This is a genomic window from Bacillus sp. NEAU-242-2 (assembly GCF_027853835.1).
Taxonomy (GTDB): Bacteria; Bacillota; Bacilli; order Bacillales; family Bacillaceae; genus Bacillus; species Bacillus velezensis.
The window spans coordinates 59,181-84,191 of the sequence record NZ_JAPNNY010000007.1; the positions used below are offsets into that span (position 1 = coordinate 59,181).

Consider the following 25,011-nt stretch of genomic DNA (forward strand, 5'->3'; position numbering starts at 1 on the left):
TTTCCCGCATAGAAATAGTGTGCACCCCGCGGCGCACACTATGTTATTTAACCAATAGCGAATCTTTCAGTGCATCAAGGTTTTTCTCCATAATGTCGATATAACCGATGCCTTTATCCCGTTCTTTTTGGCTTAAACCTTCCAGTGTATTGAGCACTTCCGTTTTCGCGCCGATTTCACCGGCAAGTGTATCTGCAACTTTAGGCGATGCAACTTCTTCAAAGTAGATGATCTTCACATCATGCTTTTTGGCAAACGTTTTGAGATCCGCCAGTTTGGCCGCACTCGGCTCTTCTTCAGGAGAAAGGCCTGCAATCGCGACTTGTTTTAAGCCGTATTCTTTGGCGAGATAGCTGAATGCCGCGTGCTGTGTGATCAATTCTTTTTTCGACGCTTTATTTAATGTTGTACGGTATAGTTTATCAAGATCCTGCAGTTTTGCAATATATTCTTTACTATTTTTCTCATAGTATGCTTTATTCTTCGGGTCCTGTTTTACGATCTGCGCCGTAATGGTTTTGACCTCTTTTTGCGCAAGAACCGGGCTGAGCCACACGTGAGGGTCCATGCTGTGGCTGTGGTCATGACCGCCGTGTCCATGTTCCTCTTCCTCTTCATCCGAACCTTCGAGCAAGTCAATTCCTTTTGACGCCTTTACAAACTTCGCATGATCAGAGCTCATGCTTTTTTCCGCTGAAGGAACCCATGTCTCCATATATTCGCTGTTGTATACGAAAAGATCGGCGTTTTGAATGCCGGCGATATCCTTCGGCGTCGGCTCCCAATCATGGGGTTCGACCGAAGACGGGATGAGAATGTCTACATCGCCTTTGTCTTTGACAATTTGTTTCGTGAATTCGTACATAGGATAAAAGGTCGTCACGACGTGCAGTTTGCCGCTTTTCGAAGAACCTGACGAACCTTTCGAAGATGAATTGCCGCAGCCCGCCGCGATTAAAAAGCATGCCGCAATGACAATGATTCCGCTCCATTTTTTAAACAAGCTGTTTCCCCCTGTTCTGTAAATCAGAATGATGACGATTTCCAAAGCGTACTTTCTCGTTCATTTGTTACCTATACCATAATAAAACGAAGTAATTACGTTTTGCAAGATATTTTTTCTAAATTGATATCCGATTTACCTAAAAAGCCCCCGCCATGTATGGACGGGGGCGTCGTATCACATATCAGGCAAGCAGATAGACTCTTGTTTCATAAGGGCGGAATGTGATGCGGGATTCCGCGCCGCCGTTATTTCCATAGTTGCTGAGAAGCAGCTCGGCCCTTTCAGGTTCGGAGCCGTCCGGCCAATAAAAGGCGGCTTCTTCTTTCGATACGTTGCTGATGGACATGAGTTTTTGCCCGTTTGCCTGTCTTTCATACACAAACAGCTGCGGGTCATCGGGAAACAGCAGCGTGTAGCTGCCTTTTATGATATCAGCATACTGTTTTCGCAGGCGGATCAGTTTTTTGTAAAAGTTCAATATAGAATCGGGATCATCCTGAGCCTCGGCCGCATTGACGGTTTTGTAATTGGGATTGACCTTCAGCCACGGTTCGCCCTCCGTAAATCCGGCATTCTTGCTGCCGTCCCACTGCATCGGTGTACGGGCATGATCGCGGCTTTTCGCCATAATGGACGCCATGACTTCTTCTCTGTCACGGCCCATTTCAAATACCCTTTTATGATACATATTGACGGTCTGAATATCTTGATAATCCTCTATTCTGTCAAACGGAGCGTTTGTCATGCCGATTTCTTCCCCCTGGTAAATGTACGGCGTGCCTTTCATGAAATAAAGCAGGGCGGCAAGCATTTTGGCGGATGCTTTGCGGTATGTGCCTTCGTCTCCGAAACGGGATACGATCCGGGGCTGGTCATGATTGCACCAATACAGCGTATTCCAGCCTTGATGTTCCAGTTTTTCCTGCCAGTCTGTGAGCACTTTCTTCAAATCGGCCAGCTCAAGCGGTTTTACATCCCAATGCTCTTGGCCCGGCTTTTGATCAAGCTCCATATGCTGAAAATGAAAAATCATATTCAGCTCATGCTCATCGGTTCCCGTATAAACGAGCCCCTCCTCAGGCGTCACTGATCCCGCCTCGCCGACCGACATCACGTCATATTTGGAAAATACCTCTTTCGTCATTTCTTTTAAGTAATCATGTATCCGTGCTCCGTTTGGCCGGAAAGGCTTTGGATCGGCCCGGCGAGCGATATAATCTTCATACGGCGGCAAGTATTCTTTTTTTGACAGAAGATGAAGCTGGTCTATTCGCAATCCGTCCACGCCTTTATCGAGCCAAAATCTCATCATCTCGTATACTGATTGCCGAACCTCGGGATTTTCCCAATTCAGATCGGCTTGTTTGACGGCGTTCATATGCAGGTAATATTCGCCCGTATGTTCTTCGTACTGCCAGACGGATTGTCCGTAATCCGACACCCAATCGGTCGGCGGGCCGTCCGCGGTGCCCGGCCGCCAAATATAATAATCGCGGTATTTGCTGTCCGGATTCATTTCCGCCTCTTTGAACCAAGGATGCTCCGTGGAGGTATGATTTAAGACGAAGTCCATCACAAGCTTTAATCCGCGGTTGCGGCATTCTGTAAGCAGATCGTGAAAGTCCTCCATCGTTCCGTATGATTCCATAATCGCTTGATGATCCGTCACATCGTAGCCGTTATCGACGTTTGGCGACGGATAAATCGGGCAGATCCATATCACATCAGCGCCAAGTTCTTTTATATAATCGAGACGCGCGATAATCCCCCGCAGGTCGCCTATGCCGTCGCCGTTCGTATCTTGGAAGCTTCGCGGATAGATTTGATAGACAACGGCGTCTTTCCACCAGTCACTCGCCATCTTGCGGCCCTCCTGTTTTTTAGAGAACCATTTCCTTTATGACCCTTCTCTAAACAAAAAAGAGAAGGTTTCCCCTCCTCTTTTTAACTTTCCAGCTGAGACGGATAAAGCGTCATGCCTCCGTCGACGAAAAGTGTCGTTCCGGTTACGTAACTCGCTTCTTCCGACACCATCCATGCGGCGGCCGCGGCGACTTCTTCCGGTTTTCCGAAGGCGTTCATCGGAATTTTTTTCAGCTGGGCCTGTTTATGTGTTTCATCTTCCAGATCCTTATTGGACTCTGTGGCGATCGTTCCGGGAGCGATGGCATTCACCCGGATGCCTTTGTCTGCGTAATTGAGCGCCATCGTTTCCGTCATCATTTTGATCCCGCCTTTGGATGCCGAGTACTGCACGTTTTCAGGACGCGGTATTTGCTGATGAACGCTCGATATGTTTAAGACCGTTCCTTTTTTGCCGCGCTCGAGCATATGTTTCAGTGCCGCTTTCGCCCCCAAAAAGGTGCCGGTCACGTTGACGTCGATGACCCTTTGCCAATCCTCCAGGCTCATTTCATGGGGCATCGCTTCGGCTCCGTTAAAGCCGGAATTGTTGACCATCACATCCACGCCCCCGAAATACTCCTGCGCGGCATTAAACAGCGCCTGAATCCCTTCTTCTGAGGATACATCGGCTTTTACGGTGACGGCTCTGCCTCCCGCTTTCTCAATGATGTCCGCCGCTTCTTCCGCTCCGGCGGAATCACCGAGGTAGTTCACTACCACATTCATCCGCTCCTTGCCGAAGCGTTCGGCAATGGCTTTTCCGATTCCTTTCGAAGAACCTGTTACGATCGCTGTTTTTCCCTGTAAATCCTGATACATTGTCTCATTTCCTCCCTGATGTTAATACAGAGCATGTACCCGGTTTTAATCGGCTGAAAACAAAAGGAATCATAAAAAGAACGATGAAACCGAAGCTCCCTCGTTCTTTTTTTCATTATGCGTAGTTGTTCATTTGCAGCCTTTTTTGCACGCCGACAAGCCTGCTGAAAAAATAAGATGCCGCTTTGTAGTTCTCCCGTTTATGAAAGAAATGAGCCGCGTCCTGAAGCAGTTCCTCTGTGTCAGCCAACAGCTCCTTTGATTCCAGGATGTCAAAATACTCTTTGAGCGAATCCTGTCCGCCTTCCCCCTGATAAAGCTCTTTAATCAGACGGAATTTCGTCATATAGATCTCATCTTCCCACTCCGCCGCGCTTCTCATGCCCCGCGCGCAGCTGGCGGCGGCTTCACTGTATTTTTCCGTTTTAAAGTAGATATGTGTGAGTGAAAAAACAGCCTGGATGACCTGCCGGAAGCTGTGTGCTTCAAATCCGGCAGCCGCCCGTTCAAAATCCTCCGCCGCCTTGCAAAAGTCACCCAGACTGTACATACAGTGCCCGATATTATAATAGGCCGCAGCAATCATATATTGATCATCGAGCCGCTCCGCGTGCTCCAAGGCGCATTCGAGGTATTCCAATGCTTTTTTATGCTGCTGGGCGTCCATCAGATTTCCGGCAATGATAAATTTGCACTGCACCCTTCTCATTCCGTATAATTCATATTTCTTGTAAATATCAAGCGCCTGTCCCGCGTAATTCATCGAAAAGAAAGTCTGCTTGATATGATAGTACACCTCAGAAATTTTATACAGAAACTCGGCTTTCTCTATGTCATCTTCCACATATTCAAGCTTTTCCTCAGCCCGCTTATAATGAGAAATCGCTGAGATGAAGTTTTTCTGCTTAAATTCATACATTCCTCTGAAATAGTAAAAATAATATTCCAGTAAGCCGGTCAGCTTTTGCTGGTTCATCTCAATCTCAGTGAGCATTTCAGAGAACGGAGGCTGGCAGTCGCCGTCTTTCATGGGTTTTAATTTATCCAGCATGATGCGGTGCCTAAATTCCATCAATGAAAAATACAACAATAAATCCTGATTTTCTTCCATATCTTCGAGTTCATATTGAATCTCCCGCTTCAGCGCTTCAGCTTTATCGGCTTCAAACGCGCGGATCAGCTTATACCATTCATTCATCTTAACGGCCACTTCTTCAGATGGAATCTTGGATTTCATAGATTTGCCTCCTTCCTCCGGCTACTAATTATGTTATATTTTATCATAGCAAATTTATGGCAGTGAGCAAACAAAGATTTTAATCAATTAAAGAAAGAGAGAATTCACCATGAAACTACCAGTCAGAATTGCGCTGCTTTTGATCCTCTTCTTTTCCGCAGACCTATGTTTTTCCTATGTGCAGAAAGAACTGAGGCCGCAGACGGCATTACAAGATAGAGCCATTCCAAGCGCTCTTCATCCGCTCGTGAAACAGAATGCGGAGCTATTGCAGACGGCCGCTCTGAAAAAAGGCATCACCGTCGTTATTACAGAGGGTTTCAGATCAATTGAGGAACAAAACGAATTGTACCGTCAAGGACGTTCAAAAAAAGGAAATATCGTCACCTACGCAAAAGGCGGGGAATCTTACCACAATTACGGCCTTGCGATCGACTTCGCCCTGCAAAAAAAGGATGGAAGCCTGATGTGGGATATGACGTACGACGGAAACCGAAACGGCACGCCCGATTGGCTTGAGGTCGTATCGATTGCCAAAACGCTCGGTTTTGATTGGGGAGGCGATTGGAGAGGCTTTAAAGATTATCCTCATTTACAAATGATCCCTGGCTAATAAAACCTTTTCTTTTTTCGCTTTTGCGCATCAATGTACGGAGGATAGACAGGCCTGTACACAAGCTTATATCCTTCATTGCCGGACGGCGTAAAATCGCGCTGCCACTCCAGCCGCAGATGGAAATCGGATAAAAAAGCGGCCTTTGCTTCTTCGGGAGTAACGGCCGGCACCGGATTGATCTTCTCCAGCTGCTCCGGGTCAATGTCAGGCGCCATGTAAGCTTCCACAAGCCCCGTTACGGGACTGACAAGTATTCTCGCAGCGCCGAACCGCAGCGGAATATCCTGATGCCATACGGAAAAATGGAAGCGGAACCTGCCCCTTCCGTCCGTTTTCAGCGGGTTCATTTTAAAAAACTCGTCCGCTCTCGGATAAAGCTTGTATAAAAATTGAAGCGCGACGGTCTCACACTCTTCCGCAGAATAAAAGGCCGGGCCCTGATGCTCAATAAAAGATTTAAAGGCTGTCATTTTCCCTGTCTTTTTGTCCGTTTTCATCTTCATTGTATTTTTGTTGCTGGTTTCAAAATAGCTTTCGATACTCAAATCTTTCCGTTCCGGAACCGACCCTTTCCGCCATGTCGTTCCGATCTCATCCCCGAGATCGCGCCGGCGCGTCTGAACCATATCCGAGGTAAACCCCATTAATTCATCCAGGCTGATTTCCCGTTTATGTTCAAACGCGGGAAGCGGTTTTGCCGGCTCATTCCTGTCTTCGCAAAGCTGCTGATCCGGCACGATATCATCTTCACCGGCCGGATAGCTGTAAGCCGGCAGAATCGGTTCATAGACGAGACGCGGTATTTTCTCAAAATTGACCACATCATAGACGAGACTGAATGTCAGCACACTCATATAATGCGAGACGACTTTTTCCCGATCGACGAATGTTTCCGGGACGGGCGCTTCACCCTTATCCCCGTAATAGATAAACTGCACGACGAAGCCGCTCCTGGTTACATCAACGAAAAAACCTGAATCGGGAAGCGGCCGGCCGAGCACTTTTTTTGTATAGATAAATCGGATGCACCCATTGCGTTCTTCCCTCGCCTGAAAGATGAAATTCATAAAAGTAAGCGGGCGGTGTCTCGCCGCAAACCGAAGAGCCGTCAGCTTTAATTCGGCGTCTGACAGCTGCATGTCTGAACCCGGACAGTCGTTGCGTGAGTATGTAAGCAAAGATCCGTCGTCGCCCAGCTCAATCGTTACCGTTTTATCCGGATGGTTACGATCTTTCCATATATAATAGGCTCTCGTTTTTTGTTTTTCATCATAATCTTCTATTTCAAGCTCATAGTGCGGCGGTATATTCCCGATCTCCAGCGCTTTTTTTCTCAGATGTTCTTTCAGCAATGGGGTCATCCTTTCAGAAGAGTGTATAAAAAAGAACTGTTTTTAATTATATAAAAACGTCCTTATCCTTTTAAAGGGAAGAAAGTGCCTTTTATGTGTCTATTTTTAGCAAAGAGGGAAAAGAGCCGTATTCAGAGCGGTTGTTTCCCATACAAAAGTCACATTTCCCATGAAAGACCCGGGACGAACGCCCATGACCTTCAGCCTATTAAACTCGTGATCACTTCTCCCGTATGAGCCTCAATAAACCGCGGGAAAACCGGCTTATATACGAGCCTGTACACTTTTCCGCAGCTGCCGTCTTCGTAACAACGATCCCAAGCGAGCTCGGCTTTGATGGCCCGGCGGATCGCGTCCTTCGCCTCTTCCATTGTCAATGAAGGAACGGGATCGATTTCCTCGAGCTCTTTCGGATCAATTTCCGGCGGCATATATACAGTGACAAGACCCGTCTTTTTGCTGACACAGATTCTCCCCTCTCCGAATCGCAAATCAACGCCGCCCGAACAAGCCTTATATGTAAGTCCCACGTTTTCTCCTTCATCATCCGGCTCATCATATTGAACCCGGAAATACTGATCCGCTTCCGGAAACATGGCGAACAAAAAGCGGATGGCCATGTGATGGCATTCTTCCTCGGAAAACTCCGGTTCGCCTTCACTATGTATAAATGACATCACTCCGGCGAGCCGGCCCGATTCTTTATCATGCATTGTTTTCAATACATGTTCATTCCGCTCTTTTAACAGACTTTCTAAGCTTTTATCTTTCCGTACGGATTTTGTTTTTTCAGGATGCCAGGCAATGCCGATGCGGCCGTCCCCAAGATCGCTTTCCCTCTCTTTATAAAAACCGTCGTGCAGCCCGATCATGTCATTGATGCTCATCTTTTCCACTTCAGGTGCAGGGCATGAAATCGGGACATACGGCAGCGTGCCGTCTTCCAGCTCTTCATATTCGTCTATTTCTGCATTCTCTTCCTTCAGGTCAGCCGATATCGGCCGCGTCGGAGACACGATTTCATAGACGAGATGGGGCTTGTCATCCCCCTGCACATAGACGGACTGATGCAGTACGGTGAACAACAGCTCCGCTTCAATATGTTTGACAAAGTGAGCCAATGCTTCCCGCTTGTCCGCAATTGTTCCGGGTCTTAAGAGATTATCGGCCTTCCCATGGTAAGAAAAGCCGGTTACTTCCCCTGTCAAAGACAGGTCGACGTAAAACCCGGTCAGCGGAAGCGGCAGACCGTCAGCCATCTGAACATAGGAATATCTCACATCACCATCATTGGCGGAGCCGCTGTTTTCCAATTCGAACTCAGCCAATGCCCCCGGACGATGGGTTTCTAAAAACGCCCGCATCCGTTCTTCTATGTCCGATTCCGAAAGAGCCGGCAGATCAGTCCGGAAAGCCGGACGGGATAAGGATTTCAGTTTTCCGTCCCGGTCTAGTTCAACCATGATGCCGGCTTCCGGATCATTCTTATCTTCCCACCAAAACAAAACCTCATCTTCCTGGTATTCTTCCACATTACTCTCGTAGCGGGCAGGTACGTTTCCGATCCGGAGAGCCAGCTGTTTCAATTCTTCTTTTTTCATCATAACACTTCCTTTTCTTCCAAAAAGATTGATGATTACCAAGACTCTTTTATACAAAACTAGTATAATTAACCTGTCTGTCTTCATGACTATTGAATTAATCATTATAACAACAGGGGGTAAACCAGATGTCCATCAAAAAAATGAGCGCCGTGTTTTTCATACTGCTTCTCACGGCATTTACCGCCGCATGCAGCAGCGAAACGAGCGGCGGCCAGGAAAGCAGCACGGCGAAAGTGAAAATAAAAGAGACGGCATGGGCCGCTTCAGACGATACTGAACATCCGGCCGCGCTGAAAGTAACGGTCACCGTCAAAAATACGGGCAAAGACCCGCTTACCGTCAAAAGCAGCGACTTCTCGCTTTATCAGGATGACGCGAAAACAGCGGCGGCCGATAAGGATGACCAGATGCAGAGCGGCACGCTTCATGCGGGCAAGACAGTGACGGGCAATCTGTACTTCACGGCTGACGAAGGCAAATCATATGAATTGGTATATCAGCCGCAGGCAAAAGACGCGAAGCCTTTATCTTATAAACTGAAAGTCAAAGGCACAGCCTCAAACGCAAAACCTGACCCGGCGGACGCATTATCCGCATACATTGATGTGATGCTGTACGGCAAGCACAATAAAGATTTCACCCGCCTGACCGGTGTAAATGAAAAAATGACGGCCGCCGCATATCAGGAATCGGCGAAAGCCAGCTTTATCGCTTCTGCAGGCATTTCACAAGAACAGGCGGATTCAAAAGCCATTTCCGCTATTATTGACGCCATGTCATCAGCGCTTCGGGATAACACAGAGCTCAAGGTGCATACCAAATCCATGTCAGGCAAAAAAGCCGTCCTTGAAGCAAAAGTAACGCCGCTTGATATGTCTCCGCTTGCGGGCCAGCTGCAAGACCGCGTGCAAGACTATGCCGGAAAGCACCCCGATGCTGATGAAAACGAAATTGTCAGCCACCTGCTTTCTGTCTATCCGGAAGAGTTTATGCGCCTGAAACCGGCTTCTTCTTCCGTAACAAGAGAAATCGAGATGAAGAAAAACGCCCGCGGCCAGTGGTATCTGGATACAGACGCGGATCTGGAAGGATTGACAGAAGCGTTTTTGAAAACGTCCTGACAGCAAGAAAGGAAATAGCGCAGGCTATTTCCTTTTTTTATTTTCACTTGAAGATGTCACTGATATATTGAACCTCATCCTCGGTCAACTGCACATCAAGCGCGCCCAGATTGTGTTTCAGCTGGCTGGGGCGTTTGGCTCCGGGAATGATCGCATCCACCGCCGGCTGCGACAGAAGCCACGCGAGTGCGATATGCGCTGTCTGCGCCCCTTTTTCTTCCGCAACGGACCGAAGCTTATCCACTCGCTCCAGGTTTTGGTGAAAAGCTTCTCCCTGAAACGGCGGCCTGTTCTTTCGGCTGTCCTCAAAGACTGTGTCTTTTGTAAACTTTCCCGTCAGCAGGCCGGAAGCAAGCGGAAAATAAGGAATAAAGGAAATGCCGTTCTTTTCACAATAAGGCAGCAGATCATGCTCCGCCTCACGCTGAATCAGTGAATATTCCGATTGAAAAACCTCTAAATAACCGTCGGCGTTAAACTCCTGCAATTGCCGGAAGCTGAGATTGGACGCGCCGATTGCTCTGATTTTCCCTTCGTCCTTCAGTTCTTTTAGCGTACCCGCCACTTCGGAGAGCGGTGTTTTGCCGTCAGGGAAGTGGACGTAATACAAATCAATCACGTCTGTTTTCAGCCGCTTCAGGCTGTTTTCCGCCTCACTCCGGAGAAATTCACGGCTGTTGTCCAGCTCGATTTGTCCGTTGACCTCTTTGTGCGCGCCTTTTGACGCAATCACGAGGCTGTCCCGCACGCCGCGCTCTGCAACAACTTCACCGATTAACTCTTCGGAACGCCCCAAACCGTATATAAACGCCGTATCAATAAAATTGACGCCGCCGTCCAACGCTGTGCGGATGAGTTCTTTTCCCGTTTCATCATTAAGATTCGGAAACAGATTATGTCCTCCGACCGCATTAGCGCCAAAACCGATACGCTTTACCCGTAAATCCGTCCTGCCCAGCGTACGTGTCTCATCCATGGCTCAGGCTCCCTTCCTTTTATCGCTCTGTTTAGTATTAGATAACCGGTAAGAATTATCCTGCCCCGAGAGCATTTCTGCAGAAAAAACCTTGAAAAGCATGTGCCCTTCAAGGTTTTTTTGCTGTGTATTAAGATGTCAGAGCTGCGGCGAAGCGTTCGGCTTCATCCGTGAGAGCACCCTCAATTTCCTTATAACGGCTGGAAATCGTTGAGGCGCTGACGCCGTACTTCTTCGCCAGCTTAGCCTGAGAAACGGACGCGCCGTTCAGAGAAATACTGTTTACGTAATATTCGACCGCCGCCGCGAAAGCTTCCGGCTTTCTGATCGTCGGTGTTTTTTTGACACAGAACGTTTTCCACAGGTCAATAACGGCCGGAACCAGCTCAGCCGGGTATTCATCCCCGCTCAGGCCTTTTTCAATAGCGTCCGCCGTTTCCTTCTCCATGTCGTTCGCCCACTCTGTCTGTTTTTCTTCAGCAGCCTGCTCAGGCTCTTCCGCCGTTCCTAAAAGAGCGGCCAGCACAGTGTCGAAGTCCTCCTGCATAAAGCGCTCAGGCGATTTTCCTTCCGCAAGGGCCGGGGCAGCCGCCTTTTTCACTTTGCTGATTAGAGCTTCGGTCCGCTTCACAGGGAAGATCGTAAACTGCATGAAGAACTCCGCTTTTTCCGCTTCGTGGATCGGATAGCCGAGAATCAGGCTTCCCGCCGGCGGAAGATCCTGCTGGCTGACGTCCATTTCCACTTTGAATTGTTTTTTCGTCATCACATCTTCAAAGTGAATCATTCCTTCTTTCACATCTTCAAGCACCATAACGGCAGGTGTCATGCTTTTCCATGATTCAACGATTTCCCGTGTTTTCGGGCGGTTGATGCCGCCGGCTTTTTTCTGAAGATATTCTTCAAAAATCGTCTTGCCGCCTGCCAGCGGACGGAAGAAAATTCCCCAGATGCCGAGGTTGAAGACTCCGATGTCTTTAGTCTGTCTGTCCAGCTCCGTAATGAACTCATGCTGGTTAATAAATGATGATATGCCGTCTCTATGTGCTGTAAAGGCGTACTCCATTAAGCTTTCCTGAATCTGTTTCGCTTCTTTTGCCGCGATGTCTGCCGGAATGGCAGCTTCTTTGCTTCCGCAGCATTTTTTATATTTCTTCCCGCTGCCGCATGGGCAAGGGGCATTTCTTTTCACTTTTCCCACAATAAACCCTCCGAATTCTGATATAACTTTATTATTTTAACAAAAATAACTTCAGAGGGCTTGGTTTACGGCGAAAAAAGAATATGGAAGAAAAAAAGACCCCGGGATATTCTCATTCTCCGGGGGCTTTGAAACTGTTAATTTGTATTTTGTCCGCCGCCATTCAGACCTTCTTTAATCAGCCCGTTTACTTGGCTGTTCATCAAAAGTCCGATGTGTCCGACACCGTGAATCTGCACGTTTTTCCCGCCGATCAGTCGTGACAGCGGGTTCAGGACAATCAAGTCCGCTGAGCTGTAAATCGATGTATATAAAATCTTTTGGTTCGGATCAGTCCCCGGAAGCGCCCGGTTGGTCACAAGGCCGTTCGCTCCGCCGAGTGTGACGACGTTTGCGATTTTGTCTCCACCGTCAAGATTTTTAATGTAATAGAGCGTGTTGGCGCCGCCCATGCTGTGCGCGACGATATCGACTTTTTTCGCACCTGTTTCGCTGAGCACTTTTTTCACGTAATTGGACAGTCTCGGCGCATTGTGTCTGTTGTTTCCGGTTTTGTCTAAGAAATCAATGGCGTACATCTCTTTTCTTGACCAGCCTTGGGATGCCAAATATGTTTTGATTCCCGCGAAGTTAAAGGACGCCCCGCCGATTCCGTGGACCATGACAACAGGGTTATGCCCTGAGGAGGCTTTCGATACGGTCGGCTGGAAGGCAAATACGGAAATGACGGACAGCATGCAAACTGTAAGAATCGCTAGGATTTTGCTTTTGATTTGTTTCATGAACTTTCCTCCTGCTATGTAATATTTTTGCAATTTTCATTCTATTAGAGAAGGAAAGGAAAAAATAGTGTATTTTTTACTGTTTTCAACAATTGAAAAAGAGGCGAAAAAATGAGAAAGACGCCCCTTTCCCGAAAGCACGCTTATGCTTTAATACGTCATACCGAAAAAGGAGAGAACACCCGGTTCTCTTCTCCTAGTACTCATTGAAATAGGTTTGAATCCGCTTAGGATCATGCGTTTTTGTCAGCGCGAGCATGAGCAGAATCCGCGCTTTTTGAGGGTTGAGAGAGTTTGAAGCTGTCAAATGGTCTTTTTCATACTCTCGATTAGGTGTTACCGTTCCGTTTCCCGTCCTTGTGGAACGGACGACCGCCAGCCCGCTTTTGACCGACTTTACAGCGCCTTTTAGCGCCGCATCAGACATTGAGCCGTTTCCCGGGCCTGCAAAAATAATGCCTTGCGCCCCTGATTTTGCGGCGGCTTCAAAGAGATAGCTTCCGTCATTTTGATAGCCGTATATAATATCGACCTGCGGCAGTTTATCAAGTTTATCTATCTTGAAATCTGTATCCTTCGTATGCTTTCGGGTGATGATGTTATTAAAATAGACGTCATCGGCAATTGTTCCGATATAACCCATTTCTTCCGATTTGAAAGTGTCGGTCGCGGTTGTATTGGTTTTTGTCACATAACGCGCCGAAGCGATTCTGTCATTTAATACGACAAGCGTCCCCTTGCCTTTCGCCTCAGGCGCAGCCGCTGTTTTTACCGCGTTATATAAGTTGGACGGCCCGTCCGCTCCGATCGCCGTGGACGGCCGCATTGACCCGGCGACAACAACGGGCTTGTCACTTTTGACTGTCAAATTGAGAAAGTAGGCGGTTTCCTCAAGTGTGTCTGTTCCATGTGTAATGACAATGCCGTCTGTATCATCAGACTTGAGCAGCTTGTTTACCCGTTTTGCAAGTTTCAGCAGTGTCTCGTTATTCATATTCTGGCTGCCGATATTCACAACCTGTTCTCCGCTCACATGCGCGACCTCTTTTATCTCCGGAACGGCCTGAATCAGGGCATCAACTCCGATTGCCCCCGCCCTGTACTCCGTAGCGGACGTCTTCGAAGGAGCAGCGCCTGCAATTGTGCCGCCGGTGGCAAGAATTTTAATATTCGGAAGTCCGTCTTTTTTCGCAGAGGCTGCGGCTGCCATCTGGGGCGGTGTTTCTTTCGTTTGAGGAGATTGGGAGCAGCCGGCCGCGATGAAGAGCAGAGCCGTGATAAATGTAATGAAGGGCATGAATTGTTTTTTCATTCTTTTCTCTCCTTTTCTTTATTTATGAAGATTTTCCTCTCACCGGTCAACGCGCTTGTCAGGCAACCTTCCGAAGAAAATAACCGTTAAAAATTCTTGACACCGTCATGCGAAATCCAGATAATAGACCAGTCACTATATTTTAAATTTGTCACAAATCAGTAAGGTGGGAACATTATGAGCTATGGAGATTCTCGTGAAAAAATCCTCGCCGCGGCAACCAGGCTGTTTCAGCTTCAGGGGTATTACGGCACGGGACTGAATCAGATTATTAAAGAAAGCGGTGCGCCGAAAGGTTCTCTTTACTATCATTTTCCGGACGGCAAAGAGCAGCTCGCCATTGAGGCTGTCAATGAAATGAGCCATTATATCCGTATGAAAATAAAAGAAAGCCTTGATGCCTATCCTGATCCTGCGGAAAGCATTCAAGCGTTTTTACAGGACTTATCAAGCCAATTCACATGTCCGGAGAATTTTGAAGGGTTTCCTGTCGGTTTACTGGCTGCCGAGACTGCTTTAAAGAGCGAAAAGCTCCGGCAGGCCTGTCAAAGCGCTTATCAGGAATGGGAGAATCTGTTCGCGGGCAAATTAAGATCAGCTGGTTTTTCTGATGAGAAAGCGGCGGAAATCAGCACTGTTTTAAATGCCATGATAGAAGGCGGCATCATTGTGTCCTTAGCCAAAAAAGACAAAATGCCGATCCTCCATATTTCTAAACAAATCCCCAACCTGCTGAAGACATAAAATACGAGAGACATGTACGTATAGAAAGAGAGGAGAATGATTTTGGAAAACGCTCAGCCTTCCAAACAATATAAAGTCATGCCGATCATGATTTCTTTGCTGACGGCAGGGTTTATCGGCATGTTCAGTGAAACGGCGCTGAATATCGCCCTGACTGATCTGATGAAGGAGCTACATATCACTCCTGCGACCGTCCAGTGGCTGACGACGGGCTATCTGCTCGTTCTCGGTATTCTTGTGCCGGTATCAGGTCTGCTTTTGCAATGGTTTACGACGAGACAGCTGTTTATCGTTTCACTCGCTTTTTCCATTATCGGCACGCTGATTGCAGCGCTTGCGCCGAGCTTTCCGTTTCTTTTGGCGGCAAGAATCGTGCAGGCTTTAGGAACCGGGCTGCTGCTGCCGCTGATGTTTAATACAATCCTCGTCATCTTCCCGCCGCATAAGCGCGGAGCGGCGATGGGGACGATCGGGCTTGTCATCATGTTCGCTCCTGCGATCGGTCCGACATTTTCAGGGCTTGTGTTAGAGCATTTGAACTGGCATTGGATTTTCTGGATTTCCCTGCCGTTTCTTGTGTTGGCTCTTTTATTCGGCATCGCCTACATGCAGAACGTGTCTGACATTACAAAACCGAAAATTGACGTGCTTTCCATTATTCTGTCTACGATCGGGTTCGGCGGCATTGTATTCGGATTCAGCAATGCGGGCGAAGGATCAGACGGCTGGTCAAGCCCGACGGTTATCGGTTCGCTCACTGTCGGTGCGATCGCGCTCATCTTATTTTCCATCAGGCAGCTGACAATGAAGCAGCCGATGATGAATCTGCGCGCTTTCCGCTATCCGATGTTTGTTCTCGGTGTCGTGATTGTGTTCATCTGTATGATGGTTATCTTATCGACAATGCTCCTATTGCCTATGTATTTACAAAGCGGACTGATGCTGACGGCGTTTACGTCCGGGCTCATCCTGCTGCCGGGCGGTATTTTAAACGGCTTTATGTCTCCGGTGACGGGGCGTCTGTTTGATAAATACGGGCCGAAGTGGCTTGTCATTCCCGGGTTTGTCATCACGGCAACTGTGCTTTCGTTTTTCTCAAACATTAACGGCGCTTCTACGGCGCTTCTGATTGTCGCGCTTCATACATGCCTGATGATCGGCATTTCCATGATCATGATGCCGGCGCAAACGAACGGCTTAAATCAGCTGCCGCCGGAATTTTATCCGGACGGAACAGCCATTATGAATACGCTCCAGCAGATGGCCGGCGCAATCGGCACTGCGGTGGCGGTCAGCATCATGGCGGCCGGCCAGAAAAATTATATGAGCACCGCGAAAAACCCGAATGATCCTTCCGCATACTCTCACGCGCTGATTGCGGGCGTCCAGCACGCCTTTATCTTCGCGATGATTGTCGCCGTTATCGGCTTGATCAGCGCTTTCTTTATGAAACGGGTCAAAGTGAATCATTCATAAGAAAACAGCAGGCTCCCCGTGAGTCTGCTGTTTTTTTTATATACCGCGCGCTTCAGCCAGTTCATCAATCGCATAGATCAGATCGTCAGCCGTGTTATAGAAATGAGGCGCCAGCCGGATGATTTGTCCGCTGGGTGCGCATACGATGTTTTTCCGCCTCAACAGCGCAGCCGTTTCCGCCGCTTTTTCATCCCGTATGGAAATCATGCCGGGTCTGTCATCGGCAGACGGCGGCCCTGTGAGATTCAGTCCTTTTTCAGAAGCGTATTCATACGCAAATGCGCTGAGTTTTTTTACTTCCCGGTGAATGCGGTCTGTGCCGGCATCGTTTAATAGAGATAAAGCCGCCTGTGCCGCATATATGCTGATAAATGCCGGGGTCCCGGTCTCAAAGCGTTTGGCTCCGTCCGCATAAGAAAAACGGGTTAAATCCAGCATCGACGCCCGCTGCTGCCCGAACCACCCGGTGACTTTCGGCTTCAGCCGTTCGGCAAGTTCCTTTCTGACATAAAGAAACGCCGTTCCCGGTATGCCGAGCATATACTTTCTCGCACCCGCGGCCAGCATATCAACTCCCCATTCTTTTACATCAATCGGGATGTGCCCCGCCGATTGATAAGCATCGACAAAAAGAAGCGATCCCTTCTTTGCGGATATCTCGGCAATGCGCTTCATATCCTGGACAAACCCCGACGTATATGACACATGGGGCACACAGGTGAAAAGCGTCTGCTCCGATATGTACGTCTCATACCGCTCTAGCGGGATCATTCCATCTTCAGACGGCACGACTGAAAGCTCCATCTCAGTCTGTGCCTTCAAAATGTGGGCGATCGCCGGAAAATCCAATTCCGTATACACCGCCTGTTTCTTTCGGCAATCCGGTAAAGCAGAAACGACGGCAGAGACAGCAGCCGTTACTGAAGGTAAAACGGCGATTTCTTCAGGATGGGCGCCGATCAATTTCGCAAATTCACACCTTGCCTGCTCCGTACGTCCAATGGCTTCTTCCCAGTTTCCGCCATGCTGAAGCAGGCTTTCCTGATAGTCATTGACCGCTTTTGAAACCGGCAGGGCAAGAGCGCTTTGAGAGCAGCTGGCGAGCATCGTATGTGTGCGGAGCGCCGGAAATAAAGATCGGTATTGCACGAGAGGCGAATTCAAGACATGTTTCCCCCTTCGGCAGGAATATATGTCCATTATAGAGTATGGTAAAAAGAAAAGGAGGGTTTTATATGGAGAAAAAAGTATTGCTGACAGGCTTTGACCCCTTCGGCGGGGAAACGGTCAATCCTTCATGGGAAGCGGTCAAACGGCTGAACGGTGCCGCTGAGGGCCCCGCCTCTATTGTATCTGAACAAGTGCCGACCGTTTTTTATAAGTCTCTTGCCGTGCTGCGCGATGCGGTCAAAAAGCATCAGCCTGACATTATCATCTGTGTCGGCCAGGCAGGCGGCAGAATGCAGATCACGCCGGAACGGGTCGCAATCAATCTGAATGAGGCGCGCATACCGGATAACGAAGGAAACCAGCCTGTCGGGGAAAACATTTCTCAAGGCGGTCCCGCAGCCTATTGGACCGGCCTTCCGATTAAACGGATCGTTGAGGAAATCAAAAAGGAAGGCATTCCCGCGGCTGTATCCTACACGGCGGGGACGTTTGTATGCAATCATCTCTTTTACGGGCTGATGGATGAAATCGCCTGCCATCATCCGCACATCCGCGGCGGGTTTATACACATCCCGTACATTCCGGAGCAAACCTTGCAGAAGTCTGCGCCGAGCCTCAGCCTGGATCTCGTGACAAAAGCGCTCAAAATCGCCGCGGTGACCGCCGCGGCGCATGAGGACGATATTGAGACCGGCGGAGGCGAACTTCACTAAGCTGCAGACGGCGCCTCGGCCCATTTCTTCCGGTAAACGATGCGGGACAGCGTCACACTGATTTCATAGAGGACGAGCAGCGGAATCATGACGAGAAAGTCAGACATAAAATCCGGCGGCGTAATCAGCACCGAGACGACGATCAGCAAAAAATACGAAAGCTTCCGCGCCTTTGCCAGCCGGGTTGGATTCACGATTCCGAGCCGTGTCAGAAACATGACGGCCAGAGGCATTTCAAACAAAAATCCGAACGGCAATGTAAGATTCAGCATAAAGGTAAAATACTTGCCCGCCGTAAATACCATGTCAAAATGGCCGGCGGATAATTGTGTTAAAAATCCGAGCACAATCGGAAACAGCACAAAATACCCGAAGGAAATTCCGATAATAAACAAAAGCGAAAGCCCCGGAATGTAAAGCAAAGCGGCGCGGCGTTCGAACGGGGTCAAAGCCGGCGCCGTAAAACGCCAGAGCTGAAAGGCCGCAACCGGAATCGCTGCCGTAAGGGCGCATATTCCCGCAATCATCATATACACCCATAAAATCTCGCTCGGCCCTAAAACGGCCAGCCTGCCATGCAAATCCTTGATCAGCCAGTCATAAATATCCTGTACAAACCAGCAGGCGCCGATAAAAAACACGAGAAAGGCGATAACGGTTTTAATGAGACGCTGCCGGACTTCCTCTAAATGCCCGATCAAGTGGGTTTCTTTTTTATCCAATCGTACATCCTCCTTATAGAGAAAGAGGCAGAAGCGGATTCGTCTGCCCCCATGTCAGGATTCAGCCTGCCGTTTTGTCTTTCTCAGCCGTCTGCTTGTCCGGCTCTTCATTTGAGACCAATGTTTTTGCGGCGCTTTTAAATTCAAGCAGCGTGCGGCCGGCGGCACGGCCGATTTCCGGAAGCTTTGAAGGCCCGAAAATGATGAGAGCGATGACGAAAATCAGGATCAACCCGGGAATGCCGATATTTGAAAACATGAGTGTGCCTCCTTATTGTGAGATTTTGGCCCGTTTCTTTCTCATTTGCTTTTCATGCGCATTGTTATGGGCGAAGAAACGATCCTCTTCCACCTCATTTGACTGCTTTAAGCCGCCTGCAACCGCCGCTTGTGAGACCTTCCGAATCCCCGTCTGGTCTTTTTGATAAATGAATGAAGCCCGCGTGGAAACCTCAGCCCCCGGCTCCGTCACGTACGGCACCACTCTGTAATCCGCTCTCCATTGGGCAGGAGTCACCGTACAGCGGACATAGCCGCGGTAATCGTTGAAAAACTTAATATGCGGGTTTTGTTTTAAGATCTGATCCGTATCGGCCCGTTTATCCGCCCCGTTTCCTCCAGATGTAATGGAAGTCCCGACGAATTCGGCTCCGAAAATTTTTGAATTCGTTTGATTAAAATCGGTATGCAGGTTTGACGCCCAGCTTGCATGAACATCACCCGTCAGCACGATGACATTGTTCAGGTTTTTGTTTTTTATAAAATTGATGACCCGCTCCCGCTGAGCCGGGTAGCCGTCCCATGAATCCATGCTGTATATCGGATTGGCGGTTGTTCCGAAATTCCATTGCGCAAAAAAGATTTGCTGCGCCAGCACATTCCACTTCGCTTTTGAGGCGGCTAAATTTTCGAAGAGCCATTGCTCCTGCTCTGTCCCCATCAATGTGCGCTTCGGGTCTCTCCACTCATCAGAAGGCGGCTTATTCCCGTCGCCGTTGGCCTGATCATCTCTGTACTGTCTCGTATCAAGCACATTGAACGATGCTAAATTGCCATAAGAAAATTGCCTGTACAGCCGCATATCAGGACCGTTCGGCAATGACATGCGCCTGAGCGGCATGTGTTCATAATAAGCCTGATAAGCTGCGGCCCTCCTGAGCACAAACGCTTCAACGGATTGGCCTTTTTCAGGGATAACATTGGCATAATTGTTTTCCACCTCATGATCGTCCCACGTCACGACCCACGGAAATGCGGCGTGGGCGGCTTTCAGATTGGCATCAGAGCGGTATTGGGCGTGACGGTTGCGGTAATCTGACAGTGTGTACACTTCGGCGCTGCTGTGCGTCCTGACATTTCCCGTTTTTGACACATATTCGTTCGGTCCGTATTCATAAATGTAATCTCCGAGATGGAATACGAGATCAAGCTTTTCCTTCGCCATATGTTTATACGCCGTATAATAGCCGTGTTCATACTGCTGGCAGGAGGCAAATGCAAACGTCATGGCGGATACGTCAGCGCCTGGAGCGGGCAGCGTTTTCGTCCGGCCGACGGGACTGAGCTCATGCCCGCTTTTAAACCGGTAATAGTACTCTTTATTGGGCTTGAGCCCGTCCGCCTCGACATGGACGGAGTGTCCGAGATTCGGCTTGGCCATTTCCGTTCCGTGTTTGACGATGTGACGGAAATGTTCATCTGCGGCGATTTCCCATTTTACCGGCACGGCCTGCTTCGGCATGCCGCCCCCATTCAGCGGGTCAGGGGCAAGACGCGTCCAGAGAATGACGCTGTCAGACAGCGGGTCGCCGGAAGCTACGCCGAGGGTGAACGGATAGTTTGAAAATTTTGGAGCGGCATTCACTTCAAACGCGCCGATGGATTGCGCGATCGCTAACCCAAGGGAAAGACCGGCGATTTTCCCGGCGCCCTGTATAAATGCGCGGCGGTCAAACGTATTGTTCTGAAAGCTTTTGTTCTCCAATTCCTTGATCCATTCATCTAAACGGCCGTCATGTGTCATGTCAGTTCCCCTTTCGTCTTATTGATCGCCCTTATTATAAAAAAGAAATGTTAAACCGCTATGAAGAAGTGTGAAGGGTTTGTAAGGCTGAAAAATGAACGGCGGGAGACATTTTTCACATTGTTTCGACAAACCTTGCCCCGCCGGAAGAAAACCCCCTCTGTTTCTTTTTGGCTTGTCATCCGTCAAGCGCACTTTTTTCCTATTTTTCTTCACAAAACATTAAAAAAACACCGTTCATTTTAAGAACGGTGCGCCCGGGATCAAAATGTATTGTATACGTTTTCGCACGTCTCACCTGTCGGCTGATAGAAGCAGTGGGATCTGAATCTGGCGACAAACGGCTGGCCATACCAAGTCTGCGGGCAGTTGCCCGGCGGCTTAAAGTACCACAGACTGAACTTAGCCGGCCAAAACCGTTCTCCGTTAATGTTCCTGCGGGCAAGCCTCCGCTCGGATTCACGCGGTCTCTGGTAAAAGTATCCGTGAGTCACCGCTTCAAACGCGTGCGGCTGAAACACCATCTGCCTGATGGTGCGCAGGCCTTTAAAATCAGAACAATTCGCCCGCACCCGATTGATTCCCACATTGCCGACCAAAAGCATTCCCTGCTTCCCTTCGCCTTCCGCTTCCGCCCTGAGCAGCCTTGCCATTAGATCGACATCGGCGCTCGACGCTTTTACGACTGCCATCATGACACCTCCCGTATTTTCTCCTTTCATCATATTCAGCCGCGGCCCAGTGATGACAGCCAAAAGCCAGAAAACAAATGTTCACGAAAAAAGGGTTTATATTTCACGTTATGAGGAAACATACTAACATGATTTCCATAAGGAGGAATTCGCATGGAACACATTAAAGCGCTTGCCATTAAAGGCATTATGACCATCATTATTCTGTATCTGATACTCGGCTTAGGTTTTCGCTTTACATTCGGCGACGTGCTGCTGATGACCATTGTGCTGGGAGCCGTTTCCTACTTTACGGGCGACCTGTACGTGCTTCCGAGATGGAATAATATCACGGCGGCGTCCGCTGATTTCGGAATCGCGTTTCTTGTTGTCTGGCTGATGGGAATGCCGCTGTCCATGGGCATTTCCGGAGGAAGACTGGCGTTTGCCGCTCTTATTTCCGCCGTCATCATCGCCGTCGGAGAATATTTTTTCCATATCTATCTGATGAGAAAAGACTTGGGAGGGTCCCGTTTTTTAGAACCCCGGTCCGAATAATGTAAAAAAGGCCGGATAACGGCCTTCAGCTTGTAGAGAAAACGATGTTTTTTCTGCAAGCTTTTTTGTTTTGTGCTGTTTCTTTACATATTCATTTGATTTCAGGTGCAGAAAAAGGACATCTATGTATTTATCAATTTTTCGAAGCAGGTGATCCTCTTCGACGAGTTGGTCAAACAGAACGAATTCGGCTGTGTTTTGAGAAGCGTCTCTTGTGCGGGTCTTTTATTTTATGACAGGGAAATGGATATTTTAAGGGGAAAATAAAGGCTGTCGAGATTTCCTCGACAGCCTGAGCCCCTTAAAGGGGGGCTTTTTATTTGTAAAGTATAAACACTTTATACATCTTGATATAACTGATAAACCCTTTTCAGCCTTTCTTCGAGCTGTTCAAAATGAACAAAGCGGGCTTCTCTCAGAAACTCATCCCCATCAATGAACAAAAGAAGCACGGGGACAGTGAAGACTAAAAATCTGCCGGCAACCTCTTCTACCTCGTCAGCGTTGGTATGCCCCAATTTGATATTCGGAAACTGATCCAATACGTTTCTGAGCTGCGGCAGAACAGCGTGACATACTGTACAGGCAGGTCTTGAAATGTAGATAAAACTGAATTGATGCTGCTTAATACAATTCTCGATAGAATCTAATGAATGTAAGTCTGTCAGCTCTTTCATCAAAACCCTCCTTCAAATCGGCTCGTCTTTCATGACCAAGCTCATCAATACTCGTACATTCACTATACACATTTATATGGATCATATCCGCTTTTTTGCGATTCAGAGCACCTTAACGTCGTGCTTGAAAAATAAAAGAACAGTTACCGCTTTTCAGTAACTGTTCTTAGATACTTATATTAAAAATGCAAAGCGTAAGCTCCTGAACCGATGAGTGCAACTCCGATGGAGACGGCAATCAGCACCACGTTATATTCAAAACCGCCGGCACCGTTCGCAAACCCTTTCGCTCCATGAACTTTTACAATGGCACCTAACATAATGATTGTTATGATAGCAGCTCCAAGCGGGAGGAATACACCTAAAATAAATAAAATTCCGCTTGCGAGTTCCCCGAGACCTGATAAAGCGGCCGCGGCATTACCTGGTTTAACTCCAATTGACTCGAACCATTGTCCGGTTCCTTTAATCCCGTATCCGCCAAACCAGCCGAATAATTTTTGTGATCCATAAAACAGAAACACCACACCAATCATGATTCGAATAAGTAATAGTCCTGCATCTTCCATTTTTATCTCTCCTTATTTTTCATATTATATGATGTGCTGCAAGGCAGGCAGCTTGTTTACCAACAGTCGCCTCCAGCAAACATCTGTTGAATATATGTCTCTTTCTTTTTCTTCATGCGTCAGCAGTCATTAAGACTAATCTAGTTCCCTTACTTCAAACGGCAGCAGCCCTTGTTCAATTTGTGCCCGGTGCGGTTCATACTGCTCAGGGAGCATCAATTTTCCGCCCATTGTTTCTTGTGATTCATCATGTGCAAAGCCCGGCGGATCAGTTGCGATTTCAAATAAGATTTCCCCATGTTCTCTGAAGTAAACCGCATTAAAATAGTTTCTATCCTGAACAGGAGTCACACCATATCCGTGCGCAGCAATGAATCTTTGCCAATCTAATTGATCTTCGTCATCCTGAGCCCGCCAAGCGATGTGATGCACTGTGCCGACACCCATTTGTCCGCGGCCGATAGGCGTTAATTTAAGATCAATCACATTCCCGATATCACCGGCAGAACGATAACGAACGAAGTCTCCTTCTTTGCCGACTCGCTCAAGCCCCATGATGTTTTCCAGCAGTTCACCTGTTTTTTCAGGCTGTGCTGATAACAGGGTTGCACCGCCAAAGCCTTTAATGGCAACATCCGGGGTTACATCTCCGAAAGTCCACGTATTGGCCTCCCCTGCTTCTCTTTCCACGATTTCTAAATGCAGGCCATGCGGATCATCAAATTCTATATATTGTTCTCCAAAGCGCTCGATTTTTGTGTATGGCACGTTGAACTTTTCAAGTCTCTTTTCCCAAAACGCCATAGCACCTCTCGGCACGACGTAAGATGTCACGCCAACCTGTCCGTCTCCAATGATGCCTTGACGGGCGTCCGCCCACGGAAAGAATGTGATGATTGTTCCCGGCTTCCCGCCTTCATCCCCAAAATAAAGGTGATACGTACCCGGATCATCAAAATTGACCGTTTGCTTGACCAATCGCAGCCCCAGCACTCCAGCGTAGAAATCAGCATTCTCTTGAGGGTGACCGACAATTGCTGTAATATGATGGATTCCCATCGTTTTTTTAGCCATTTTTATCCGCTCCTTTACAAATATTTAAATATACTCCACAAACTCATTCACAGGCTTTCGGTAGCCGCGCGGCCTTCTGCTTTCTATTTTTTCTTTCCCGATTGTAATCATCATGACAACCTCAAATTGATCATCTATATTCAAAATCTGTTTCACGGCTTCAGGATCAAACCCTATCATCGGACAGGTGTCCCAGCCTTTTTCCTTAGCACTCAGCATAAACATCATCGCAGAAAGTGAAGCATTTCTTATCGCCTCATCTCTCTTAAACAGTTCTCCCCTGTTTTCATAAAACGAAACGGTGTTTTGAACCATGTGATCATACTCTTGTTTACTTAATACCCCCAGCACCTTCAATCCTTCATAGATGTCAGCCGCTTGCTGATATGCCTGCTTATCCCCTAAAACCAAAAGAACCGCTGATGAGCTGAACACTTTATATTGTCCGTTTGCGGCCTGCTTCAGCTTTTCTTTTACCTCCGGGTCAAGAACCGTCACATATTTTGTATGCTGCAAATTAAAAGCTGATGGAGCCAACGCAACCAATTCAAACATTTCGTTGAGCTCATCTCTTGTGATTGGATGTTCTGGAAGAAAGTTGCTTGCAGATCTTCTTTCATTCACCAGCTGTACAAATTCAGCCATTTCTCTCGCACTCCCCTTTATCTCGAATTCGAGATATT

Annotated in this window: 25 protein-coding genes; 6 read left to right on the forward strand and 19 right to left on the reverse strand. The window is 48.1% G+C overall.

What is annotated here, in order from left to right; translation table 11 throughout:
- Window positions 1–43 precede the first annotated feature (43 nt).
- The 4 genes from OWN49_RS17720 to OWN49_RS17735 form a co-directional block, all read right to left on the reverse strand.
- Window positions 44–1,003, reverse strand: a complete 960-nt coding sequence (locus OWN49_RS17720; RefSeq protein WP_071392600.1) for a metal ABC transporter substrate-binding protein — start codon at window positions 1,001–1,003, stop codon at window positions 44–46.
- A gap of 184 nt (window positions 1,004–1,187) precedes the next feature.
- The gene (locus tag OWN49_RS17725) at window positions 1,188–2,867 is read right to left on the reverse strand and encodes a glycoside hydrolase family 13 protein (protein WP_176283098.1); all 1,680 of its coding nucleotides are present in this window, start codon (window positions 2,865–2,867) and stop codon (window positions 1,188–1,190) included.
- An 83-nt stretch (window positions 2,868–2,950) separates the two neighbouring features.
- The gene (locus tag OWN49_RS17730; protein ID WP_077721756.1) at window positions 2,951–3,730 is read right to left on the reverse strand and encodes a glucose 1-dehydrogenase; all 780 of its coding nucleotides are present in this window, start codon (window positions 3,728–3,730) and stop codon (window positions 2,951–2,953) included.
- A gap of 115 nt (window positions 3,731–3,845) precedes the next feature.
- Entirely contained in the window at window positions 3,846–4,967 is a 1,122-nt protein-coding gene (locus OWN49_RS17735) for a response regulator aspartate phosphatase (RefSeq protein WP_003156660.1), read from the reverse strand.
- A gap of 109 nt (window positions 4,968–5,076) precedes the next feature.
- On the opposite strand from OWN49_RS17735, the gene OWN49_RS17740 reads away from it, so the two are divergent.
- Entirely contained in the window at window positions 5,077–5,580 is a 504-nt protein-coding gene (locus OWN49_RS17740) for a M15 family metallopeptidase (RefSeq protein ID WP_077721755.1), read from the forward strand.
- On the opposite strand, the gene OWN49_RS17745 is transcribed toward OWN49_RS17740, so the two are convergent.
- Window positions 5,577–6,935 carry a YcdB/YcdC domain-containing protein gene (locus OWN49_RS17745; protein ID WP_077721754.1) on the reverse strand — a complete coding sequence of 453 codons (1,359 nt, stop codon included), beginning with the start codon at window positions 6,933–6,935 and terminating at the stop codon, window positions 5,577–5,579. The two genes, OWN49_RS17740 and OWN49_RS17745, sit on opposite strands and share 4 nt — an antisense overlap.
- Before the next feature lie 200 nt (window positions 6,936–7,135).
- On the reverse strand, window positions 7,136–8,536 hold the full coding sequence (locus OWN49_RS17750) for a YcdB/YcdC domain-containing protein (protein ID WP_176283097.1): 1,401 nt from the start codon (window positions 8,534–8,536) through the stop codon (window positions 7,136–7,138).
- A 128-nt stretch (window positions 8,537–8,664) separates the two neighbouring features.
- Between OWN49_RS17750 and OWN49_RS17755 the strand changes: the two genes are divergently transcribed.
- Window positions 8,665–9,660 carry a DUF5105 domain-containing protein gene (locus OWN49_RS17755; protein ID WP_014304282.1) on the forward strand — a complete coding sequence of 332 codons (996 nt, stop codon included), beginning with the start codon at window positions 8,665–8,667 and terminating at the stop codon, window positions 9,658–9,660.
- Window positions 9,661–9,703: 43 nt separating this feature from the next.
- On the opposite strand, the gene OWN49_RS17760 is transcribed toward OWN49_RS17755, so the two are convergent.
- The 4 genes from OWN49_RS17760 to OWN49_RS17775 all read right to left on the reverse strand — a co-directional run bounded on the left by OWN49_RS17760 (window position 9,704) and on the right by OWN49_RS17775 (window position 13,931).
- Complete coding sequence (locus OWN49_RS17760) at window positions 9,704–10,636, reverse strand: aldo/keto reductase (RefSeq protein WP_070081327.1); 933 nt, start codon at window positions 10,634–10,636, stop codon at window positions 9,704–9,706.
- A 130-nt stretch (window positions 10,637–10,766) separates the two neighbouring features.
- The gene (locus OWN49_RS17765; protein ID WP_003156670.1) at window positions 10,767–11,837 is read right to left on the reverse strand and encodes a helix-turn-helix domain-containing protein; all 1,071 of its coding nucleotides are present in this window, start codon (window positions 11,835–11,837) and stop codon (window positions 10,767–10,769) included.
- Window positions 11,838–11,974: 137 nt separating this feature from the next.
- Complete coding sequence (locus tag OWN49_RS17770) at window positions 11,975–12,619, reverse strand: esterase/lipase family protein (RefSeq protein ID WP_070081325.1); 645 nt, start codon at window positions 12,617–12,619, stop codon at window positions 11,975–11,977.
- A 196-nt stretch (window positions 12,620–12,815) separates the two neighbouring features.
- Entirely contained in the window at window positions 12,816–13,931 is a 1,116-nt protein-coding gene (locus tag OWN49_RS17775; RefSeq protein WP_077721752.1) for a type II asparaginase, read from the reverse strand.
- A 177-nt stretch (window positions 13,932–14,108) separates the two neighbouring features.
- On the opposite strand from OWN49_RS17775, the gene OWN49_RS17780 reads away from it, so the two are divergent.
- Both OWN49_RS17780 and lmr(B) read left to right on the forward strand, forming a co-directional pair.
- Window positions 14,109–14,675 (forward strand): TetR/AcrR family transcriptional regulator, encoded by a 567-nt coding sequence (locus OWN49_RS17780; RefSeq protein WP_070081323.1) that lies wholly within the window; start codon window positions 14,109–14,111, stop codon window positions 14,673–14,675.
- Between the two features lie 36 nt (window positions 14,676–14,711).
- Window positions 14,712–16,151 carry a lincomycin efflux MFS transporter Lmr(B) gene (gene lmr(B), locus OWN49_RS17785; RefSeq protein ID WP_007609218.1) on the forward strand — a complete coding sequence of 480 codons (1,440 nt, stop codon included), beginning with the start codon at window positions 14,712–14,714 and terminating at the stop codon, window positions 16,149–16,151.
- A 36-nt stretch (window positions 16,152–16,187) separates the two neighbouring features.
- Here the strand turns inward: lmr(B) and OWN49_RS17790 are convergent, their stop codons facing one another.
- Entirely contained in the window at window positions 16,188–17,315 is a 1,128-nt protein-coding gene (locus OWN49_RS17790) for an aminotransferase class V-fold PLP-dependent enzyme (protein ID WP_077721751.1), read from the reverse strand.
- A gap of 71 nt (window positions 17,316–17,386) precedes the next feature.
- Here OWN49_RS17790 and pcp point away from each other — a divergent pair, with 71 nt between their 5' ends.
- On the forward strand, window positions 17,387–18,034 hold the full coding sequence (gene pcp, locus OWN49_RS17795) for a pyroglutamyl-peptidase I (RefSeq protein WP_077721750.1): 648 nt from the start codon (window positions 17,387–17,389) through the stop codon (window positions 18,032–18,034).
- Here pcp and tatC read toward each other — a convergent pair.
- The 4 genes from tatC to OWN49_RS17815 form a co-directional block, all read right to left on the reverse strand.
- Window positions 18,031–18,756 (reverse strand): twin-arginine translocase subunit TatC, encoded by a 726-nt coding sequence (tatC, locus tag OWN49_RS17800; RefSeq protein ID WP_077721749.1) that lies wholly within the window; start codon window positions 18,754–18,756, stop codon window positions 18,031–18,033. The two genes, pcp and tatC, sit on opposite strands and share 4 nt — an antisense overlap.
- 61 nt (window positions 18,757–18,817) lie before the next feature.
- A complete protein-coding gene (locus OWN49_RS17805; protein ID WP_003156681.1) occupies window positions 18,818–19,015 on the reverse strand; it encodes a twin-arginine translocase TatA/TatE family subunit in 198 nt (65 codons plus the stop codon).
- A gap of 12 nt (window positions 19,016–19,027) precedes the next feature.
- Window positions 19,028–20,779: an alkaline phosphatase D family protein gene (locus OWN49_RS17810; protein WP_077721748.1), complete on the reverse strand. Its 1,752-nt coding sequence runs from the start codon at window positions 20,777–20,779 to the stop codon at window positions 19,028–19,030.
- Window positions 20,780–21,042: 263 nt separating this feature from the next.
- Complete coding sequence (locus tag OWN49_RS17815; protein WP_003156683.1) at window positions 21,043–21,471, reverse strand: cell wall hydrolase; 429 nt, start codon at window positions 21,469–21,471, stop codon at window positions 21,043–21,045.
- A gap of 153 nt (window positions 21,472–21,624) precedes the next feature.
- On the opposite strand from OWN49_RS17815, the gene OWN49_RS17820 reads away from it, so the two are divergent.
- Window positions 21,625–22,008 carry a DUF2512 family protein gene (locus OWN49_RS17820; protein WP_003156684.1) on the forward strand — a complete coding sequence of 128 codons (384 nt, stop codon included), beginning with the start codon at window positions 21,625–21,627 and terminating at the stop codon, window positions 22,006–22,008.
- 338 nt (window positions 22,009–22,346) lie between these two features.
- Here the strand turns inward: OWN49_RS17820 and OWN49_RS17825 are convergent, their stop codons facing one another.
- The 4 genes from OWN49_RS17825 to OWN49_RS17840 form a co-directional block, all read right to left on the reverse strand.
- Window positions 22,347–22,685: a thioredoxin family protein gene (locus OWN49_RS17825; protein WP_077721746.1), complete on the reverse strand. Its 339-nt coding sequence runs from the start codon at window positions 22,683–22,685 to the stop codon at window positions 22,347–22,349.
- A gap of 179 nt (window positions 22,686–22,864) precedes the next feature.
- Window positions 22,865–23,254, reverse strand: a complete 390-nt coding sequence (locus OWN49_RS17830) for a DoxX family protein (protein WP_003156689.1) — start codon at window positions 23,252–23,254, stop codon at window positions 22,865–22,867.
- Between the two features lie 135 nt (window positions 23,255–23,389).
- Window positions 23,390–24,328 (reverse strand): ring-cleaving dioxygenase, encoded by a 939-nt coding sequence (locus tag OWN49_RS17835; protein ID WP_044053421.1) that lies wholly within the window; start codon window positions 24,326–24,328, stop codon window positions 23,390–23,392.
- Between the two features lie 24 nt (window positions 24,329–24,352).
- Window positions 24,353–24,973 (reverse strand): nitroreductase family protein, encoded by a 621-nt coding sequence (locus OWN49_RS17840; RefSeq protein WP_077721745.1) that lies wholly within the window; start codon window positions 24,971–24,973, stop codon window positions 24,353–24,355.
- Window positions 24,974–25,011 lie beyond the last annotated feature (38 nt).

Bases quoted from the DNA above. Each gene is read 5' to 3' on its own strand.
- OWN49_RS17725 (WP_176283098.1), bottom strand. From the start codon at position 2,867: ATGGCGAGTGACTGGTGGAAAGACGCCGTTGTCTATCAAATCTATCCG.
- OWN49_RS17730 (WP_077721756.1), bottom strand. From the start codon at position 3,730: ATGTATCAGGATTTACAGGGAAAAACAGCGATCGTAACAGGTTCTTCG.
- OWN49_RS17735 (WP_003156660.1), bottom strand. From the start codon at position 4,967: ATGAAATCCAAGATTCCATCTGAAGAAGTGGCCGTTAAGATGAATGAA.
- OWN49_RS17740 (WP_077721755.1), top strand. From the start codon at position 5,077: ATGAAACTACCAGTCAGAATTGCGCTGCTTTTGATCCTCTTCTTTTCC.
- OWN49_RS17750 (WP_176283097.1), bottom strand. From the start codon at position 8,536: ATGAAAAAAGAAGAATTGAAACAGCTGGCTCTCCGGATCGGAAACGTA.
- OWN49_RS17755 (WP_014304282.1), top strand. From the start codon at position 8,665: ATGTCCATCAAAAAAATGAGCGCCGTGTTTTTCATACTGCTTCTCACG.
- OWN49_RS17760 (WP_070081327.1), bottom strand. From the start codon at position 10,636: ATGGATGAGACACGTACGCTGGGCAGGACGGATTTACGGGTAAAGCGT.
- OWN49_RS17770 (WP_070081325.1), bottom strand. From the start codon at position 12,619: ATGAAACAAATCAAAAGCAAAATCCTAGCGATTCTTACAGTTTGCATG.
- OWN49_RS17775 (WP_077721752.1), bottom strand. From the start codon at position 13,931: ATGAAAAAACAATTCATGCCCTTCATTACATTTATCACGGCTCTGCTC.
- OWN49_RS17780 (WP_070081323.1), top strand. From the start codon at position 14,109: ATGAGCTATGGAGATTCTCGTGAAAAAATCCTCGCCGCGGCAACCAGG.
- pcp (WP_077721750.1), top strand. From the start codon at position 17,387: ATGGAGAAAAAAGTATTGCTGACAGGCTTTGACCCCTTCGGCGGGGAA.
- OWN49_RS17805 (WP_003156681.1), bottom strand. From the start codon at position 19,015: ATGTTTTCAAATATCGGCATTCCCGGGTTGATCCTGATTTTCGTCATC.
- OWN49_RS17810 (WP_077721748.1), bottom strand. From the start codon at position 20,779: ATGACACATGACGGCCGTTTAGATGAATGGATCAAGGAATTGGAGAAC.
- OWN49_RS17815 (WP_003156683.1), bottom strand. From the start codon at position 21,471: ATGGCAGTCGTAAAAGCGTCGAGCGCCGATGTCGATCTAATGGCAAGG.
- OWN49_RS17820 (WP_003156684.1), top strand. From the start codon at position 21,625: ATGGAACACATTAAAGCGCTTGCCATTAAAGGCATTATGACCATCATT.
- OWN49_RS17825 (WP_077721746.1), bottom strand. From the start codon at position 22,685: ATGAAAGAGCTGACAGACTTACATTCATTAGATTCTATCGAGAATTGT.
- OWN49_RS17830 (WP_003156689.1), bottom strand. From the start codon at position 23,254: ATGGAAGATGCAGGACTATTACTTATTCGAATCATGATTGGTGTGGTG.
- OWN49_RS17835 (WP_044053421.1), bottom strand. From the start codon at position 24,328: ATGGCTAAAAAAACGATGGGAATCCATCATATTACAGCAATTGTCGGT.
- OWN49_RS17840 (WP_077721745.1), bottom strand. From the start codon at position 24,973: ATGGCTGAATTTGTACAGCTGGTGAATGAAAGAAGATCTGCAAGCAAC.